This is a genomic window from Chitinophaga sp. RCC_12, from assembly GCF_041360695.1.
Lineage (GTDB): Bacteria > Bacteroidota > Bacteroidia > Chitinophagales > Chitinophagaceae > Chitinophaga.
Genome location: NZ_JBFUPS010000017.1, coordinates 66,520 through 85,222 on the forward strand (window position 1 = coordinate 66,520; position 18,703 = coordinate 85,222).

Consider the following 18,703-nt stretch of genomic DNA (forward strand, 5'->3'; position numbering starts at 1 on the left):
ACTCTTACTATTTCTAAGCCACCGTTTGGAAGGCCTGCTCAAGATCTCCCTTAATATCACTGATATGTTCAATACCCAGCGAAATGCGCAGCACGCCCGGTGCTACGCCCGCTTTCTTTTGTTCTTCCTCGCTCAGCTGCTGATGGGTGGTAGTAGCCGGATGAATGATCAGCGTTTTGGAATCGCCTACATTAGCGAGGTGGTAAATTAACTTTAACGCCTGTACGAATTTATCAGCGACTTCTTTTCCTCCTTTGATCTTAAAGCTCAATACGCCGCCAAAGCCGTTTTGCAGGTATTTCTTCCCCAGCGCATGGTATTTGTTGTCAGGCAAACCAGGATAGTTTACAGATTCTACCTGAGGATGCGCTTGCAGCCACTGTGCCAGCGCCAGTGCATTATCTACCGTCCGCTGTACCCGGAGGGAGAGGGTTTCCAGCCCCTGCAGGAACAGGAAGGAGTTTTGTGGCGCCAGTGCCGGTCCCCAGCTGCGCAAGCCGGCTACACGTGCCCGGATAATGTAGGCAATGTTGCCAAACGGGCTGTGGGAGCCGAATACTTCCCAGAATTTCATGCCATGATACGCCTCATCAGGCTCGCTGAACTGCACGAACTTACCATTGCCCCAGTTATAGTTGCCGCCGTCGACAATAATACCGCCAATACTGGTGCCATGCCCGCCAATCCATTTGGTGGCCGCTTCTACCACCACGTTGGCGCCATGTTCCAGCGGACGGGCCAGATAACCCGCTGCGCCGAATGTATTATCCACTACCAGCGGAATATCGTGCTTGCGCGCTATGGCGCTGATCTTTTCAAAATCAGGAATGGCAAACCCCGGGTTACCAATGGTTTCCACGTAAAGCGCTTTTGTATTGGCATCAATCAACGCCTCAAAACTATCCGGGTTGTCAAGATCCGCAAAACGCGCCTCTACGCCAATACGCTTGAAACTTACTTTAAACTGGTTAAAAGTGCCGCCATACAAATAGGAAGAAGTCACAAAATTATCTCCCGGTAACAGGATATTATGCAGGGCAATAAACTGGGCAGCCTGCCCTGACGCCACTGCCAGCGCACCTACGCCGCCCTCCAGCGCCGCCACTCTCTTCTCAAATACATCCGTGGTGGGGTTCATAATACGGGTGTAAATGTTACCAAACTGCTTCAACTGAAACAGATCCGCCGCATGTTCTGCACTCTCAAAAGTATAAGACGTGGTTTGGTAAATAGGCACCGCAGCAGCATGGGTAGAGGATTCAGGCTGATAACCCGCGTGCACCTGTAAAGTGTCAAAATGTAATGGCTTACTGGACATAACCGGAAAGTTTAAAGGTTTGAGTATAAGTCTACAAATATAGTAGACTAATTGCAATAACAAAATATTTTAACATGATTCTCACACAAAAAATAATATCTTCGGCGGCATAATTACAAAATGCATGTTTACGTGAAGAAACGCAGTTGACCGATGTTATTAACTATTACCATCAAACGTTACCCCGCCACAGACCTGGGCTACCTGTTGCATAAACATCCCGCTAAAGTACAAACCGTTGAACTAACCGCAGGGAGTGCACACATCTTTTACCCGGAAGCAACCGACCATGCCTGCACCGCCGCTTTACTGCTGGACATTGATCCCGTAAGACTGGTACGTGGAAAGGGTAACGGCCACGACTTTGCACTGGAACAATATGTAAACGACCGCCCATATGTGGCCTCGTCGTTTATGAGCGCCGCCATCTCCCAAGCCTTCGCCACCGCCATGAACGGGCGTTGTAAAGATAAGCCACACCTGGTTGATGAAGCCATTCCGTTTGAAATAGGCCTGTCCGTGTTACCGGTGAAAGGCGGCGAACCTTTACTCCGACAGTTCTTTGAGCCACTGGGCTATGAAGTAACGGTACAATCGCACCTGCTGGATGAACAATATCCCGAGTGGGGGCAGAGCCGTTATTTCAATGTAACACTCCGCCACACATTGCCGCTGAAAACAATCCTGAAGCACCTGTATATCCTGGTACCGGTTTGTGACAACGACAAACATTATTTCGTGGGCGGCCATGAAATTGAAAAGCTGATGGAGAAAGGAGAGGGCTGGATGGATACACATCCTGCCAAAGAACTCATTACCCGCCGCTACCTCCGGAATATCGCACCACTCGCAAAACAGGCGCTGGAGCTGATCATGAAGGACGAGGTGTTACCGGTAGAAGAAAAACCGGCAAAAGATAAAGTGAAACTGCACGATCTCCGCCTGCTAACGGTAAGGGATATACTCCTGGAACTAAACGTGTCCATCGTGGCAGACATGGGCTGCGGAGAAGGTAAGCTGCTCCGCCTCCTGGCGGAAAAGCCACAATTCAAAAAAATCCTGGGAATGGATGTAAGCTACCGGTCACTGGAAATTGCACAGGATAAACTAAAACTGGACCGCCTGCCTGAAATGCAGCGCAACCGCATACAGCTCATCCAGGGATCACTAACGTACAGGGATAAACGACTGGAAGGTTTTGATGCCGGCGTACTGGTGGAGGTGATTGAACACCTGGACGAATCCCGCCTGTCAGCCCTGGAAAAAGTAGTTTTTGAATATGCACGGCCCGCCCATGTGATCATGACCACCGTAAATGCAGAATATAATGTGATGTATGAAAAGCTTGCTGCTGGCTCATTCCGGCACGGCGATCACCGTTTTGAATGGACGCGCGCAGAATTTGAAACCTGGGCCAACCGCGTAGCCGCACAATTTGGCTATATTGTATCCTTCAGGCCACTTGGAGAAACAGATGAAACACTGGGAGGACCCAGCCAGCTGGCATTATTTAAACGATCATTATGAGAGACATTATATTAGAAAAGATAGAGGAACTGGAACAACAACACCAGGTAAAAGTATTATATGCCTGCGAATCCGGTAGCCGCGCATGGGGCTTTGAATCGCCCGACAGCGACTACGATGTGCGCTATATTTACACCCGGCACAGGGATAGTTACCTGAGTATCACGGAACCACGGGATGTGATTGAATTACCGGTAGATGAAGTACTGGACGTAAGCGGATGGGATATCCGCAAAGGATTACAGCTGTTCCTGAAATCCAATGCTCCCCTGTACGAATGGTTACAGTCGCCCATCATCTACAAGGAAGAAACGGACTTTAAGCAAACCCTCACAAGCCTGATGGGAAAATATTTCTCGCCACGCTCAGGTTGTCATCATTACCTGTCTATGGCCTTTAATGTTTTCTCCAACGAATTACAGGGAGAAGCTATTAAACTGAAGAAATACTTTTATGTATTGCGCCCTATGCTGGCCTGCCAGTGGATCCTTGCAGGTAAAGGAGTGCCGCCGATGGAACTGGCGCCGCTGCGTACCTTGATCAAAGATGATGGCATCCAGGCCATCATCGACAAACTGCTGGAATTAAAAGCCACTGCAGATGAGCAAGCCACGGTAGCGCCTGATGAAACATTGCACCAGTGGATGGCATATACATTGGAAGATTGCAAAATGCAGGCTGCTGAACTGCCCGCTATAAAAAACGATACCGCGGAACTGGATACGCTTTTCCGGAAATATATTTCGTATGACTTTTGAAGCACTGCAACAACAACGGGAATATATCCTGCTGGAATGCATCAGCGGCAGCAGGGCATATAATCTCCAGGTACCCACATCAGATACAGATATCAAAGGCGTGTTCATATTACCGCAACACGAACTGTATGGGATGACCTACACTCCACAGGTGGCCAATCAAAGCAACGACGAAGTGTATTTTGAAATAAAACGCTTCCTGGAACTACTGGATAAAAACAATCCCAATATCCTGGAACTGCTGAGTACCGCCAACGGCAACCAGTTGTTCCGGCATCCGCTGATGAACCTCATTCAGCCCCGCGACTTCCTGTCAAAGCTTTGCCTGGAAACCTTTGCAGGCTATGCCAAAACACAGATAAAGAAAGCCCGTGGACTGAACAAAAAGATCAATCAGTCGCACGGAACAGAACGGAAAAACATCACTGAGTTTTGCTACGTGATTGCCGGCAGCCGGAGTATTCCCTTACGGGAATGGCTGCACGAAAATAATCTTGTGCAAAGTGATTGCGGACTCGCACGGATAGATCACTTCCGCGACGTTTATGCGTTGTACCATACCAGCCAGTTTGAACCCGGCGTTACCTTTAAAGGTATTTTCTCCGGTGCAGATGCGAACGACGTACAACTCAGCAGCATCCCGAAAGGACCGGACCCATTAGCGATTATGCAGTTTAACAAAGATGGCTATACGGTATATTGCAAAGACTTTGCAGCCTATTGGGAATGGGTGGAGCTTCGCAATGAAGCCCGCTATGAGCATAATAAGGAACTGGGGGCAGACTACGACAGCAAACACATGATGCATACCTTCCGTCTGCTCACCATGGCAGAAGAGATTGCATTATATAAAGAAGTACGCGTTTATCGCAACGACCGCGATTTCCTGCTTCGCATCCGCAACGGTGAATTCAAGTATGAGGAATTGTTGGATATGGCCGCCCAAAAATTAAATGACATGGAACAGCTGTATGCTGCCTCCGATCTTCCGGATCACCCGGACCCGGAACTGGCGGCAAACCTGTTAATCAGCATAAGAGACGAATTTTATGTCCCGAAGAAATAGACAATTATCACACATCTCCCTGCCGGAACTTTCACTGGTATTATTGATCGGCCCTTCAGGCGCCGGTAAGTCCACCTTTGCCCGCCGCTTTTTCAAGCCCACCGAAATTATTTCGTCGGATGTTTGCCGCGGTTTGATCAGCGATGATGAAAATAACCAGGCTGTTACTACCGATGCTTTTGAAGTAGTGAGGTTTATAGCCGCGAAACGATTGAAGCTGGGGCTGCTTACCGTGATCGACGCCACCAATGTTCAGCCGGAGGCGCGCCGCGAATGGGTGCGGCTGGCCCGTGAGTATCATGTACTGCCGGTAGCAATTGTGCTCAATATGGCGGAGAAAGTATGCCAGGAACGTAACCAGCTGCGGAGCGACCGTAACTTTGGTGCGCATGTGATTCCGCAGCAGATCAGTCAGCTCAGGCGCGGTATCCGTTACCTCCGGGACGAAGGTTTTCGGCATATATTTGAACTACACTCGCCGGAAGAAGTGGAACAGCTGGAAACAGTTATCCGTAACCCGCTCTACAATAATAAGAAAGATGAACACGGACCTTTTGATATCATAGGTGATGTACACGGCTGCTACGATGAGCTATGCACCTTGCTGGATACATTGGGTTACGAAGTAGATAAAGAAAACTGCAGCCTGGTCAGCGCACAGCTCACTACTAACGCAGAGGGATACACGCGTTTCCGTAAACCTGTGTTTGTAGGCGACCTGGTAGATCGCGGCCCGAAATCCCCGCAGGTATTGCGGTTGGTCATGAACATGGTAAACAATGGCCTCGCGCTTTGTGTACCGGGAAACCACGACGCCAAACTGCTCCGCTACCTGAATGGAAAAAATGTGCAGCTGCGGCATGGCCTCGAAGCAACGGTGGCACAACTGGCAGGCGAATCGCCGGAGTTCCTCGCGGCGGTAAAGCTGTTTTTAGATGGCCTTGTAAGTCATTATGTACTGGACGATGGCAAACTGGTGGTAGCGCACGCCGGATTAAAGGAAAACATGCAGGGACGCGGTTCCGGCGCAGTAAGGGAGTTTTGTTTGTATGGGGAAACCACTGGTGAAACAGATGAATTCGGCCTGCCGGTAAGATATAACTGGGCGCTCGAATACAAAGGGAAAGCAATGGTGGTATATGGCCACACACCGGTTCCCGAAGCGAAATTCTTAAACAATACCATCGACATAGATACGGGTTGCGTATTTGGCGCTACCCTTACCGCGTTGCGTTATCCTGAAAAAATACTGGTGTCAGTACCGGCAAAGGAACAATACGCAGCGCCGGCCCGGCCTATAGGCTATAATGCAGAAAGCGCGCTGACACTGGAACAACAATATGATAACGTACTGGACATAGAAGATTTTATTGGGAAGAAAATACTGCAAACAAACTACAGCCATAGCATTACTATCCGGGAAGAGAACAACATTGCTGCATTAGAAGCAATGAGCCGCTTTGCTATCAACCCGCGTTGGCTTATATACCTGCCGCCCACTATGTCGCCCGCTGAAACCAGCCGCGAAGAAGGAATGCTGGAGCACCCCGCAGAGGGCCTGCAGTATTATAGAGAAGCAGGAATAGCAAAAGTTATTTGTGAAGAGAAACATATGGGGTCCCGCGCCGTGGTAATAGTTTGCCGCGACGAGGCCACCGCCGTAAAACGTTTCGGCATCGCAGGCGAAGGTAACGGAGTAGTATATACGAGAACAGGCCGCAGCTTCTTCAGCGATAAACAAACAGAACAGGACTTTATTGCCCGCATCAACACAGCGCTGATCAATACCGGTTTTTACGAAACCTTTGAAACCGACTGGGTATGCCTGGATACAGAGTTGATGCCCTGGAGCGCAAAGGCCCAGGCATTGCTGCAAAACCAGTATGCCGCCGTAGGTACAGCTGCAGGCCAGGCGTTGCCTGTTGTGGTGGATGCGTTGCAGCAAGCCATTTCACAGGGCGTACCGGCACAGGCGTTGCTGGAAAAATATTCCCGCCGCCTCGGACAAACCAGCAGCTACGTAAAAGCATACCGCCAGTATTGCTGGCCGGTGGCGTCATTGGACGATTATAAGCTGGCGCCGTTCCATATCATGGCCACGGAAAGAAAAACGTATTTCTATAAAGACCATGAATGGCATCTGTCTGCCATAAAAGATATCTGCGCCGGCGATGAACAATTACTGCTGGCTACTCCCTTCCTGGAAGTGGAAACCGGGAATGAAGCCAGTGAAAAAGCAGCAGTCACCTGGTGGGAAAATCTTACCGCCGCCGGTGGCGAAGGCATGGTGATCAAGCCATCTGTTTTTGTTGCCCGCGATGCCAAAGGACTCATTCAACCCGCCGTAAAGATCCGCGGAAAAGAATACCTGCGCATTATTTATGGTCCTGAATACGATGCGCCGGAAAACCTCCACCGTTTGCGCAGCCGCAAGCTGTCGGGCAAACGTTCACTGGCACTACGCGAATTCGCGCTGGGCCTCGAAGGGCTCGACCGGTTTGTAAATAATGCACCTTTACAGTCGGTACATCAATGCGTATTTGGTATTTTAGCGCTGGAGAGCGAACCGGTCGATCCGAGACTGTAACCATGAAAACATCTTTCTACATTAAAAAAACATAATTATGAAAGCCGTAGCCGTATCAAAATTCAAAGACATTCCTGAAGTGATGGACCTGCCGAAACCCGCAGTACGACCAGGCACTGTGCTTGTAAAAGTGGCCGCAGCGGGAATGAATCCGTTTGACTGGAAAATGATCGATGGCATTATGGACGACGGGAAAACCAAACACCAGTTTCCGCTCATCATGGGCGTAGACGGAGCCGGTACCATTGAAGAAGTGGGAGAGGGCGTTACCCGCTTTAAAGCAGGAGATAAGGTATACGGACAGTTTATTCATTCGCCCATCGGTGAAGGCTCCTATGCTGAATACGCCATCGTGCCGGAGAAATCCGGGCTTACCAAAGCGCCATCCAGCCTGTCGGCCGTGGAAGCGGCAGCAGTGCCTACCTCCGGTATGACCGCCCAGCAACTACTGGATAAACTGGATCTCCAGGAAGGAAATACGCTGCTGATCAACGGCGCCACCGGCGGCGTTGGCTCATTTGCAGTACAGCTGGCCGCCGCCCAGGGCTTAGAGGTAATTGCCACCGTATCGGACGATGCGGGCGCCGAAAGAATGAAGAAACTGGGCGCCACCATCACCATCAACTATAAAGAGGCGCCGTTAACCCAACAGGTAAAGGAAAAGTTCCCACAGGGACTCGACGGCCTGATCGACCTGGTAAGCAACGCAGCCGCATTTGAGGCAAACCTGGACCTGCTGAAACCAGGCAGCGCAGCCCTTACCACCATGTTCGTAGCAAAGGAAGATGCCCTGAAAGATCGCAACATCCGCGGAGGCAACTTCGAAACACAAGGCAGCGCCGCCTCACTTGATACCTTGACATTAGCCATCGACCGGGGCGCACTCAGCATCCCCGTAGAAAATAAAATCAAACTGGAAGACGTTCCAGCCGCCATAGCCCTGAGCCGCCAGGCGAAAGGCAAGGGCAAAACCGTGATCGTTATTTGATGACGCGGAGGTTGTCTTGAGCACTGATTACGCTGATTATACTGATTAGTTGGATTTTTACTTTTTGATTTTTTTTGATTTCATAGATTTTCTTAAATAATAATTAAGGGAGATAAAAGCGAATATATCCGCTTATATCTCCCTTAATCCTTTAAAATCCAAAGTGATCAATCCCTAAATCAGTATAATCAGCGTAATCAGTGCTCAAGACAACCTCCGCATCGCCGAAGGCGATCAAACACCCGCTGTTGCCTTGAACAGCTCCGCTCCGCTGTCAGTGCTGATCTCGTAGGTGGCGCCGTAGGCGGTGAAAGCGCATTGTCCTTTTTGCAGCGCCAGTGTATCGTCACCTTTGATGGTGGCGTTGCCTTTTATTACAATCAGTATTTCCGCGGCTTTGGCGGTGTGTTTATACACTTGTCCGGCAGTGAGATCGATCTTACTTACCTCGAAATCCGGCGCCGGGGAAGGGTATATTCTCTCCAGGCCATCAGCGCTTACATCGCCTTTAATGATATTGGGATGCACGCCCTCAAAACGGGTATGCTTCAGCAGCTCCGGTACGTCCACATGTTTCGGGGTAAGACCGCCGCGCAGTACATTGTCTGAATTGGCCATCAGCTCTACGTTCTGACCTTCCAGGTAAGCGTGCGGGATGCCGGCGTCCTGGAACACCGCATCGCCCGGTTGCACCTGCATGATATTAAAGAAGTAAATAGAGAAGATACCACGATCCAGTTTTTCCCTGCTGTTAGGATCGTTTAAAACCGCACGGGCGGCCCAGAAGCCAGGATCGGTTTTCGACAGCTTATTGGCTTTGTAAGGAAGGATCAGGCGGTCTGTCAGCGGGCGGAGAAGGATGTTCACCAGCGACTGCGGCATTTCCATTACATTTTTATACAGGCCATAATAACCTTCTTTTTCGTATATGCTTACCAGTGAAGTGAATTCCGGAACGGTTTTCAGCACTTCCAGCAATTGTTCATGCGATAAGAAGCCATGAAGGAGATAGAACTCACTCAGGGCCACCATAATTTCAGGTTTATGGTTGTCGTCTTTGTAGTTACGGTTAGGGGCGCTCAAAGGAATGCCTTCAGCATTTTCTCTTGCAAAACCTTTCTCCGCTTCACTTTTGGTAGGATGTACCTGGATAGATAACATGTCTTTTACATCCAGGATCTTAAAAAGAAAAGGCAGCTCCTTAAATCGTTCCCATACTGCCGGCCCGGTAATGTTAGCCGGATCCTGGCCGATCAGTTCATTCAGCGGCAGTTGTCCGCTGGCGGTAGTAACAGTGGAAGGTGCGCTGGGATGCGCGCCCATCCAGTATTCTGCACTGGGCTGATTTGAAGGGGCTATTCCCAACAGCTCAGGAATATAGTTGTGTCCGCCCCATGCGTAGTGCTGTACTTTTCCTTCCAGTCTGAATAAGTTCATATATAGTAATCTGTTTTTACTTGTTAAATACCAGGGAATCGATAATTTTATATGCCTGCAAAAATAGGTGTTAAGTGTAAATAATTCCCCCGCACCGGGAAGTAAATTATTCAGGCAGTTGTTTGTGATAACCCAAACCCAATAGCAAATGGTCAATCGTATGTCCCTGGGACAACAGGGCGAGTCAATTGCACAGGCTTATGTTCGCCGGTATTGTGATATCCTGCATGTAAACTGGAAATCCGGCAGGAGGGAAATCGATATCATCGCCCGGAAAAGTGAACAGATTTATTTCATAGAAGTAAAAACACGCAGCACAGATCGTTTCGGCTGGCCCGAAGAAGCCGTGAACGCCCGCAAGGAAGAACATATCCGCAGTGTGGCAACTGACTACCTGCTGCATTATAACCTCACCCCGCTGGCCATCCGGTTTGATATCATTGCGATCACATTTTCCGGAGAAACGTACGAGCTGGAACACCTGAAGGACGTGTTTTAAGCAAAAGCCTTCCGCGCGAAGGTTGTCTTGAGCACTGATTACGCTGATTATACTGATTTATAGGATTTGATCACTTTGGATTTTAAATGATTTGGGGAGATATAAGCGGATATTTTTGCTTACGTCTCGCCAAATGATTTTAAAATCAAAAAATCAAAAAAAACAAAATCCAGTTAATCAGTATAATCAGCGTAATCAGTGCTCAAGACAAAATCCGCGCAAGCGTTAACCGCTTATTAACAAAAAAACGCCTGTGATAATTTTCTCATACTATGTTATTGCCTATCTTTGTAACAGCTTTTAGAACCTACCCCGAGTTGTTATACCCCCCGGTATCCCGGTAGATGACAAGCAAACATTTTCTCTGGAAAGATCTGGTGCACTGGTCAGCGCGACCTATGCGGGCAGTTTATGTACATAACAGGAGAGATGAATAACGGCGATACCCGTAACAACAGAAAAAACAGGGGAGTAAAAATTAATACACATTTGACAGCGTTTGATTAACCGCGGCTATTACGCTACTAACGCATTGATCACCGTAAGTTGCTTTCGGGAGTCAGAAAGTAAAAAAAGCTCCGTCTTATAGGACGGAGCTTTTATGTTTTTATGCTTACCACAAACCGGTGTAGTTATGTGGTGTGATGGCTTTCAGTTCTTTTTTGAGAGCAGCGCTGATCTTCAGTCCGTCCACAAATTTATGCATACTTTTCTGCGTGATCTGTTCTCCGCCGCGGGTCAGCTCTTTCAGGGCTTCATATGGCTGCGGATAGTTTTCACGGCGTAATACGGTTTGAATAGCTTCTGCTACCACGGCCCAGTTATTTTCCAGGTCATCTTTCAGTTTAGCTTCATTCAGGATCAGTTTACCCAATCCTTTCTGGATAGATTTGGTAGCCAGTAAGGTGTGACCAAACGGAACGCCGAGGTTACGCAATACAGTAGAATCGGTGAGGTCGCGCTGCAGGCGGGAAACAGGCAGCTTGGCGCTCAGGTGCTCAAACAGGGCGTTAGCCAGTCCGAGGTTACCTTCTGCGTTTTCAAAATCAATCGGGTTTACTTTATGCGGCATCGCGGAAGAACCTACTTCATCTTTCTTAATCTTCTGTTTAAAGTAATCCATGGAGATATAAGTCCATATATCCCGGCAGAAGTCCAGCAAAATAGTGTTGATCCGTTTCTGTGCATCAAATTGAGCGGAGATGTTATCATAATGCTCAATTTGCGTGGTATACTTCATACGTTGCAGGCCCAGTGTGGTGTTCACGAACTTCTCCCCGAACTTTTCCCAGTTGATCTTCGGGAAAGCCACATGATGCGCATTGAAGTTGCCGGTGGCGCCGCCAAACTTTGCAGCGAAAGGAATATGTCCCAGCAGGTTTACCTGTCCTTCGAGGCGTTCCACGAACACCAGGATCTCTTTACCCAAAATGGTAGGGGAGGCCGGCTGGCCGTGGGTACGCGCCAGCATTGGCACTTTCATCCAGGATAAGCCAAGCTTTTTCAGCTCCAGGATCATGTTGGCCAGCGCGGGCATGTACACGTGCTCTATGGCATCTTTCCACAGCAGCGGGGTAGCGGTATTGTTCACATCCTGTGAAGTAAGACCGAAATGCACCCACTCCAGTTTATCTTCTAAACCGAGGTTCTTCAATTCATTCTTTAGAAAATATTCAACTGCCTTTACGTCGTGGTTGGTAATTTTCTCTGTGTCTTTGATCAGTTGTGCGTTCTCGATGGTGAACTCCTGGTAAATTTTACGCAGGGCGGGGAACTTGGCTTTCGGCAGCGTAAACAGCTTCTGCTCGGAGAGCGCAATAAAATATTCCACCTCTACCATCACACGGTAACGGATCAACGCAAATTCAGAAAAATAATTGGCCAGCTCGTCCAGTTGTTTGCGATAGCGCCCGTCCAGCGGAGAAATGGCAGTTAAAGGTTGTAGTTGCATAATGTATGTATTCCAGTATTACTATTAACATGTTTGAATGGCTGCAAGTTCTCCCTAAATCCTGATTTACAGGACCACAATTATTCATTTGGAACTTGTTAACCGGGATTTAATTACTTTTGCAGCTTCAAAATTACTGAAATTGGAACGGAAAGTAAAAGTTGCGGCTGTAAGTTATTTGAATACGAAGCCTTTATTGTATGGATTCAGGAATCATCCGGTGATGGAAATGATGGAATTATCGATGGATTATCCCGCTAAAATAGCCCAGCAGCTGATAGATGGAGAGGTGGACGTAGCATTGGTGCCGGTAGCCATTATCCCTAAATTGAAGGAATATCATATCATAGCAGATTATTGTATCGGAGCCGAAGGACCTGTGGCATCTGTTTGTTTATACAGCGAGGTGCCCTTAAATGAAATAAAACGTATTTACCTGGATTACCAGAGCCGTACCTCGGTAGCCTTACTCAAAGTGTTGGTACGTGAATACTGGAAGCTTGGTGTGGAGTTTGTAGATACCAACGGGGATTACCAGGACAAAATCAAGGGCACCGACGCTGGTTTGGTGATCGGCGACCGCGCCCTGGAACAACGTACTGTTTCGCCATATATATATGACCTCGCAGAACACTGGGTACGCTTTACCAGCCTGCCATTTGTATTCGCCGCCTGGATCAGTAATAAACAACTGCCCGCAGAGTTCATCACCGCATTTAACAATGCCACCAGCATCGGTATCCAGAACATCCCGGCAGTAGTGGCCGAAAACCCTTACGCAGTATACGATCTTACCACTTATTATATTCATAATATCAGTTATCCGTTAACGCCCGCAAAGCGACAAGGCATGCAAAAATTCCTCGGATACCTGCTACAGGAGCGGGATACATGATCAAGTCCACGTCACCTCCACGTTACCTCCATATTTAGCCCATGGCAAAGGCATGTATTAAGCATGTCCTAAGCGAGTGCCAGGGGAGATCTAAGCGTAGGTTGTCTTACTCAGGATTAACGGTGATTTTATTGATTTAGGGGATTAGATCACTTTGGATTTTAAAGGATTTTGGGAGATATAAGCGGATATATTTGCTTATATCTCCCAAAATCATAAAAGATATAATCAGTTAAATCAGCGTAATCCTGAGAAAGACAAAATTCGCTCACATCTCCCCAAATCCTTTAAAATCCAAAGTGATCTAATCCCCTAAATCAGTAAAATCAGCGTAATCAGCGAGAAAGACAACCTACGCTTAGTTCTCCCCAATTTTAAGTATCTTCATAATTCGCACTTAAAATTAATCTACTAATCTACGCTCATGAAAATCGGTATCCTTGGAAGCGGTCCCGTTGGTTTAACTCTTGGTAAAGGGCTTATTCAAACAGGACATCATGTTACAATCGGTACCCGTAATCCCTCGAGGGAATCTTTGCAGCAATGGATAAAGAAGCAGGGTAAGCAGGCTACGGCAGGCACTTTCAGACAAGCAGCCGAGTTCGGGGAACTGTTGCTGATCTGCACCAGCTGGGCCGGTACTAAAAAAGCCATTGAAGCCGCCGGGATATGGAACTTTAAATCCAAAACAGTAGTGGATGTTACCAATCCACTCGATGGCAAAGGCCCCGATGAAAACGGACGCCTCACCTTCACCATCGGTCACAACAACTCCGCAGGGGAACAAATACAAGCCTGGCTGCCGCCGGATGCCAATGTAGTAAAGGCACTCAGCTGTATAGGCCACGAAAAAATGCTGCTCCCGGAACTCAAAGAAGGAGCCCCTACCATGTTTATTGCCGGCAATAACAACGATGCGAAGCGCGAAGTCGTCAACCTCCTGCACCAGATTGGCTGGCTCGATGTGGCAGATATGGGAAGGATAGAAATGAGCCGCAGTATTGAACCACTCTCTATTTTATGGGCGGCCTACGGGTTCCTGAATGACAGCACCGGTCACGCCTTCAAATTACTGAAACGATAAAATAAAAAGAGGGACCTGTTATCAGCAGACCCCTCTTTTTGTTTTGCACGCATCTTTACTTCACCTGCCTGGATTTAATATAGAAGTTTTTATCTACTTCAAAGTTCTTGAGATCACTTAAAGTAATATTGGAACTCCGCCATAAGGTGCCCGGGTATATCAGCTTAAACCCGCTATCACTCAGCTTCACTTTCACCGGCATATTAAAGTCTTTTACATCAGATACCCAGCGGTATTGGATCTGCTGGCCATTGAAGCGGTACTCCAGTGTAGGAATGGTGGTATGACGCAGGTATTGGTCAAATACTTTATTGAGGTTCATACCTACCGCCTGGCTGATGTACTGTTCTACTTCCTGCGTGGTCACCGTTTGGTGATAGAATGTTTTGTTCAGCCCACGCAGCATTTGGCGGAAGGCCTCGTCGTTTTCCATGATCTGCCGGATATTGTGCAGCATGTTGGCGCCTTTATAATACATATCACCGCTTCCCTCTGCATTAACGCCATAAGGCGGAATGATGGGCACATCATTTAAAATATTCTTACGGATTCCCTGTACGTATTCCTCAGCGGCCTTATGTCCGTACTGGCATTCGGTAAAAAGAGTTTCGGAGTAGTTGGTAAAAGACTCATGGATCCACATGTCTGCCAGGTCTTTGCTGGTAATACTGTTACCAAACCATTCGTGGCCACTTTCATGGATAATGAGGAAGTCCCATTTCAATCCCCAGCCGGTACCGGAAAGATCCCTGCCGGAATAGCCCATGAGATATTTGTTGCCATAAGCAACGCCACTCTGGTGCTCCATACCCAGGAACGGCGCTTCTATCAGCTTGTAGCTGTCTTTGTAAAAAGGATACTTGCCAAACCAGTATTCAAAGCATTTCAGCATAGGCTTCACTACTTTGAAATGTTCCCTTGCCTTGTCTTCATTATAATCCAATACCCAGAAACCAAGATCCAGTTTACCGCCTTCACCATGCCAGGTATCTTTCATCTCTATATAATTACCTACGTTCACCGCTACGTCATAGTTGTTGATAGGGCTGCCCACATACCATACAAAGGTCCGGGTGCCATCGGGATTGTCGATGGTCTTTTTTAAACGGCCATTGGATACATCCGTGAGCTCGGCAGGAACGGTAACGCTGATGGTCATGTCTTCAGGCTCATCACTTTGAGTGTCTTTGTTAGGCCACCAGATGCTGGCGCCTAAACCCTGGCAGGCAGTGGCTATCCACGGACGGCCTTTGTCGTCTTTCGACCACACTACACCGCCATCCCACGGCGCTTTCAACGCTTTGCGGGGTTTGCCGCTGTAATACACCGTGATCTTTTTTGATTTATCTTTTACCTGCGGAATTGTCATTTTTATAAACCAGGCATTGCCGTCGCGGGTAAAGGTGAGCGGCTTCTTATCCTGCACTACACTGTCTATCACCATAGGTACCTGCAGATCTATCTGCATCACCGAATCGGTTTTCAGCACCTCATAGGTAATCGTATTGAAACCGCTGAAGGTACTGTCGTCCGGGTTTACCTGTACATGGAGGTCGTAGCTGGTAACATCCCACCAGGCGCGCTGAGGAGTAATACTACCTCTCAGCGTGTCAGCCCTGCTGAACTGTTGCGCCCCTGCAGTTAAAGTTGCCAGAAGGGCCATACAAAGCATCGGTATGCCGCGCATATTTATTCGTATATTTTAGCCTGAAAGATATTAATTTACCGCCAAATGAAAAGTTGTTATTGTCAGGTGGTTATATGCAGATGGGGGCTTGCAATGCTATGCAGCCTCTTACTTGGGGCATGCGGTAGCCCGGAAAAACAGTCGCTGCGCGTATTCCGGTATAACAGCACCAACGGAATAGCCAGCCTGGACCCTGCTTTTGCCAAAAGCCAGGAAGTAATATGGGCGGTAAAGCAGTTGTACAATACGCTCGTGGAACCCGACAGCAACCTGGTGATCCGTCCCTCGCTGGCCAAACAGTGGCGCGAATCAGCCGATCACCGCACCTATACGTTTGATCTCCGGACAGACGTATACTTCCACGACAGCGACATCTTCCCCGGAGGCAAAGGCCGCCGGATGACCGCCAACGACGTGGTGTACAGCCTGCGCCGTATCATGGATCCCGCCACGGCTTCGCCCGGCGCCTGGATTTTCAACGGCAAACTGTCCGCCGACAGCGGCCTTCACGCCCTGAATGACTCCACCTTCGAACTAACGCTCTACTGGCCGTTTCACCCGGTATTGGGAATACTCAGCATGCAGTATTGCTCCATTGTACCACACGAGGGCATAGAGAAATACGGAAAAGACTTCCGCAATCATCCATGTGGTACCGGGCCATTCCGCTTTTTCCTCTGGGATGAAGGACAGGCGCTGGTGCTGCATCGCAATCCCGTTTATTTTGAAAAAGATGATACCGGTCGCCGCCTCCCATACCTGGATGCAGTACAGGTAGGCTTCCTCGAAAGCAAAGCTTCGGAATTCCTGCTGTTCCGCCAGGGGCAACTGGACTTTATGAATGATATCGATGCCTCCTTTAAAGATGAAGTGCTCACCAAGCAAGGCAAGCTCCGGAAGGAGTGGGAGGGGAAAATGGTGCTGAACAAACATCCTTATCTGAACACAGAATACCTTGGATTTCTTACCGACAGCAGCAATCCGCTTGTTGGGAAGTCGCCGCTCCGCTGGAAAAAGATCCGGCAGGCCATCAACTACGGCATTGACCGTACGAAAATGATGACTTACCTCCGCAATGGCATAGGTACCGCCGCCACAGCAGGATTTGTACCCGCCGGGCTGCCTTCTTTTAATGCGCAGTTGGTAAAGGGCTATCCCTACAACCCGGCCATGTCGCGGCAGCTGCTCCGCGAAGCTGGCTTCCCGGATGGGAAAGGACTGCCCGTTATCAAACTGTTGTCTATTCCCATCTACGCCGATCTTGCCAATTATGTAGCGAATGAGCTGGAGAATGTTGGTGTGCGCATACAAGTGGAGGTGGTGCAGAAAAGCCTGCTGCTGGAGCAAACCGCTAAATCACAGGCGCTGTTTTTCCGCGGCAGCTGGATCGCCGACTACCCCGATGCAGAAAGCTACCTGGCCATGTTTTACAGCAAAAACCCGGCGCCGCCCAATTATACCCGCTACCACAACCCGGCATTCGACCGGTTGTACGAAACATCCCTGGAGGAGAACAATGACAGCGTCCGGTACATCCAGTACCGGGAGATGGATAATATGATCATGGCAGACGCCGCGGTAGTGCCGCTGTTCTATGACGAGGTCGTGCGGCTGGTGCAGCCAAACATCTCCGGATTCAGCGGTAACGGTATGAACCTCTTAGAGTTACGTTGGGTAAAGAAAAATTAAAATTTAAAATTATTTTAACATTTTCTTCACCACCCGGGAGGTGAAAACTGGCTTAATATCCGCTTAATTAGCTTACCTTTGGCGCTTATTTGTCACTTTATAAAGTATAGAAATGACGGCGATCCTGATATTCTTTTGTGTGCACTGGTTCTTTTCCTTGTTTTTTCACACATTCTACTTACACCGTTATGCATCTCACCAGATGTATACTACCAGTAAATTCTGGGAACGATTCTTTTATTTCAGCACCTGGTTTTTCCAGGGTTCATCATACCTGATTCCGAGAGCTTATGGCGTTATGCACCGCATGCACCATGAATTCAGCGATACTGAACATGATCCGCATTCTCCGCACTTCTTCAAAGACGTATGGGGCATGATGGTACAAACCCGCAAAATCTATAATGGTTTTGTAACACGTACCAGTGATGTAGATCCTAAATTTACCAAAGACCCGTTACCAGAATGGGATGCAATGGATAAATTCGGCGACAGCAACATCACCCGTTTCCTCTGGATGGGCGCTTATGTAGCATTTTACGTAGCATTCGTTCCTGCAGGTATGTGGTATCTTTATTTACTGCTGCCTATCCATTTCCTGATGGGACCTGTACAGGGTGCTATCGTTAACTGGTGCGGACATAAATATGGTTACCAGAACTTTGACAACAACGACCACTCCAGAAATACTTCTCCATGGGGTATAGTACTGATGGGCGAACTGTTCCAGAACAACCACCACAAATTTAAGGACAGTCCTAACTTTGCCAAAAAATGGTATGAGCTGGACCCAAGCTACCAGGTAATGAAGCTGCTGAACTTCGTTGGCATCATCAAGCTGAAACCCGCAATGGTAACAGCGCAGATGAAAAAAGCGAAAGCTGCCTGATAATATAAACACTTCGTACAATCAATCTGTTACAATAATAGAAAGTGCCTTGCCGTAATGGCGAGGCATTTTTTATACGCGAAGGTTGTCTTACTCAGGATTACGCTGATTATATTGATTTAGGGGATTTGAACACTTTGGATTTTAAATGATTTGGGGAGATATAAGCGGATATGCGGATTTTGTCTTTCTCACTGATTACACTGATTTAACTGATTTTTTTAAAAAGATTTGGGGAGACATAAGCGAAAATATGTACTGCCCCCTAAAAGTTAGACACTTTTAGGGGGCATTTTTATGGATAGACGCAGAAAATACAGTTTTGAGC

14 protein-coding genes are annotated in these 18,703 nt (G+C 48.1%); 10 read left to right on the plus strand and 4 right to left on the minus strand.

Annotated elements, in window-relative coordinates; genetic code table 11:
- Nucleotides 1–13 precede the first annotated feature (13 nt).
- Nucleotides 14–1,318, minus strand: coding sequence for an O-acetylhomoserine aminocarboxypropyltransferase/cysteine synthase family protein (locus AB6805_RS31775; RefSeq protein WP_370913455.1), 1,305 nt, complete (start codon nt 1,316–1,318; stop codon nt 14–16).
- A gap of 153 nt (nt 1,319–1,471) precedes the next feature.
- Between AB6805_RS31775 and AB6805_RS31780 the strand changes: the two genes are divergently transcribed.
- From AB6805_RS31780 to AB6805_RS31800, 5 genes are read left to right on the plus strand one after another with little or no spacing between them, the layout of a single operon-like run.
- Complete coding sequence (locus tag AB6805_RS31780) at nt 1,472–2,845, plus strand: 3' terminal RNA ribose 2'-O-methyltransferase Hen1 (protein WP_370913456.1); 1,374 nt, start codon at nt 1,472–1,474, stop codon at nt 2,843–2,845.
- Nucleotides 2,842–3,603: a nucleotidyltransferase domain-containing protein gene (locus AB6805_RS31785; protein ID WP_370913457.1), complete on the plus strand. Its 762-nt coding sequence runs from the start codon at nt 2,842–2,844 to the stop codon at nt 3,601–3,603. Before AB6805_RS31780 ends, AB6805_RS31785 begins: the two co-directional genes overlap by 4 nt.
- On the plus strand, nt 3,593–4,669 hold the full coding sequence (locus tag AB6805_RS31790) for a DNA polymerase beta superfamily protein (RefSeq protein WP_370913458.1): 1,077 nt from the start codon (nt 3,593–3,595) through the stop codon (nt 4,667–4,669). The genes AB6805_RS31785 and AB6805_RS31790 overlap by 11 nt, the downstream gene beginning before the upstream one ends.
- On the plus strand, nt 4,653–7,256 hold the full coding sequence (locus tag AB6805_RS31795) for a polynucleotide kinase-phosphatase (protein ID WP_370913459.1): 2,604 nt from the start codon (nt 4,653–4,655) through the stop codon (nt 7,254–7,256). The genes AB6805_RS31790 and AB6805_RS31795 overlap by 17 nt, the downstream gene beginning before the upstream one ends.
- Before the next feature lie 37 nt (nt 7,257–7,293).
- The gene (locus tag AB6805_RS31800; protein WP_370913460.1) at nt 7,294–8,244 is read left to right on the plus strand and encodes an NADP-dependent oxidoreductase; all 951 of its coding nucleotides are present in this window, start codon (nt 7,294–7,296) and stop codon (nt 8,242–8,244) included.
- A gap of 234 nt (nt 8,245–8,478) precedes the next feature.
- Here the strand turns inward: AB6805_RS31800 and manA are convergent, their stop codons facing one another.
- A complete protein-coding gene (gene manA, locus AB6805_RS31805) occupies nt 8,479–9,681 on the minus strand; it encodes a mannose-6-phosphate isomerase, class I (RefSeq protein WP_370913461.1) in 1,203 nt (400 codons plus the stop codon).
- A 148-nt stretch (nt 9,682–9,829) separates the two neighbouring features.
- On the opposite strand from manA, the gene AB6805_RS31810 reads away from it, so the two are divergent.
- Nucleotides 9,830–10,180 (plus strand): YraN family protein, encoded by a 351-nt coding sequence (locus AB6805_RS31810; RefSeq protein ID WP_370913462.1) that lies wholly within the window; start codon nt 9,830–9,832, stop codon nt 10,178–10,180.
- Nucleotides 10,181–10,793: 613 nt separating this feature from the next.
- On the opposite strand, the gene purB is transcribed toward AB6805_RS31810, so the two are convergent.
- Nucleotides 10,794–12,131, minus strand: coding sequence for an adenylosuccinate lyase (gene purB / locus AB6805_RS31815; protein WP_370913463.1), 1,338 nt, complete (start codon nt 12,129–12,131; stop codon nt 10,794–10,796).
- Nucleotides 12,132–12,273: 142 nt separating this feature from the next.
- Between purB and AB6805_RS31820 the strand changes: the two genes are divergently transcribed.
- Together AB6805_RS31820 and AB6805_RS31825 are read left to right on the plus strand one after the other, a co-directional pair.
- Entirely contained in the window at nt 12,274–13,026 is a 753-nt protein-coding gene (locus AB6805_RS31820; protein WP_370913464.1) for a menaquinone biosynthetic enzyme MqnA/MqnD family protein, read from the plus strand.
- Between the two features lie 424 nt (nt 13,027–13,450).
- Nucleotides 13,451–14,110: an NADPH-dependent F420 reductase gene (locus tag AB6805_RS31825; protein WP_370913465.1), complete on the plus strand. Its 660-nt coding sequence runs from the start codon at nt 13,451–13,453 to the stop codon at nt 14,108–14,110.
- A gap of 55 nt (nt 14,111–14,165) precedes the next feature.
- Here AB6805_RS31825 and AB6805_RS31830 read toward each other — a convergent pair whose 3' ends face one another.
- Nucleotides 14,166–15,797 (minus strand): M1 family metallopeptidase, encoded by a 1,632-nt coding sequence (locus tag AB6805_RS31830; RefSeq protein ID WP_370913466.1) that lies wholly within the window; start codon nt 15,795–15,797, stop codon nt 14,166–14,168.
- A gap of 45 nt (nt 15,798–15,842) precedes the next feature.
- Here AB6805_RS31830 and AB6805_RS31835 point away from each other — a divergent pair, with 45 nt between their 5' ends.
- A complete protein-coding gene (locus tag AB6805_RS31835) occupies nt 15,843–17,486 on the plus strand; it encodes an ABC transporter substrate-binding protein (protein ID WP_370913467.1) in 1,644 nt (547 codons plus the stop codon).
- Between the two features lie 112 nt (nt 17,487–17,598).
- Nucleotides 17,599–18,375, plus strand: a complete 777-nt coding sequence (locus AB6805_RS31840) for an acyl-CoA desaturase (RefSeq protein ID WP_370913468.1) — start codon at nt 17,599–17,601, stop codon at nt 18,373–18,375.
- The last annotated feature ends 328 nt before the right edge of the window (nt 18,376–18,703 follow it).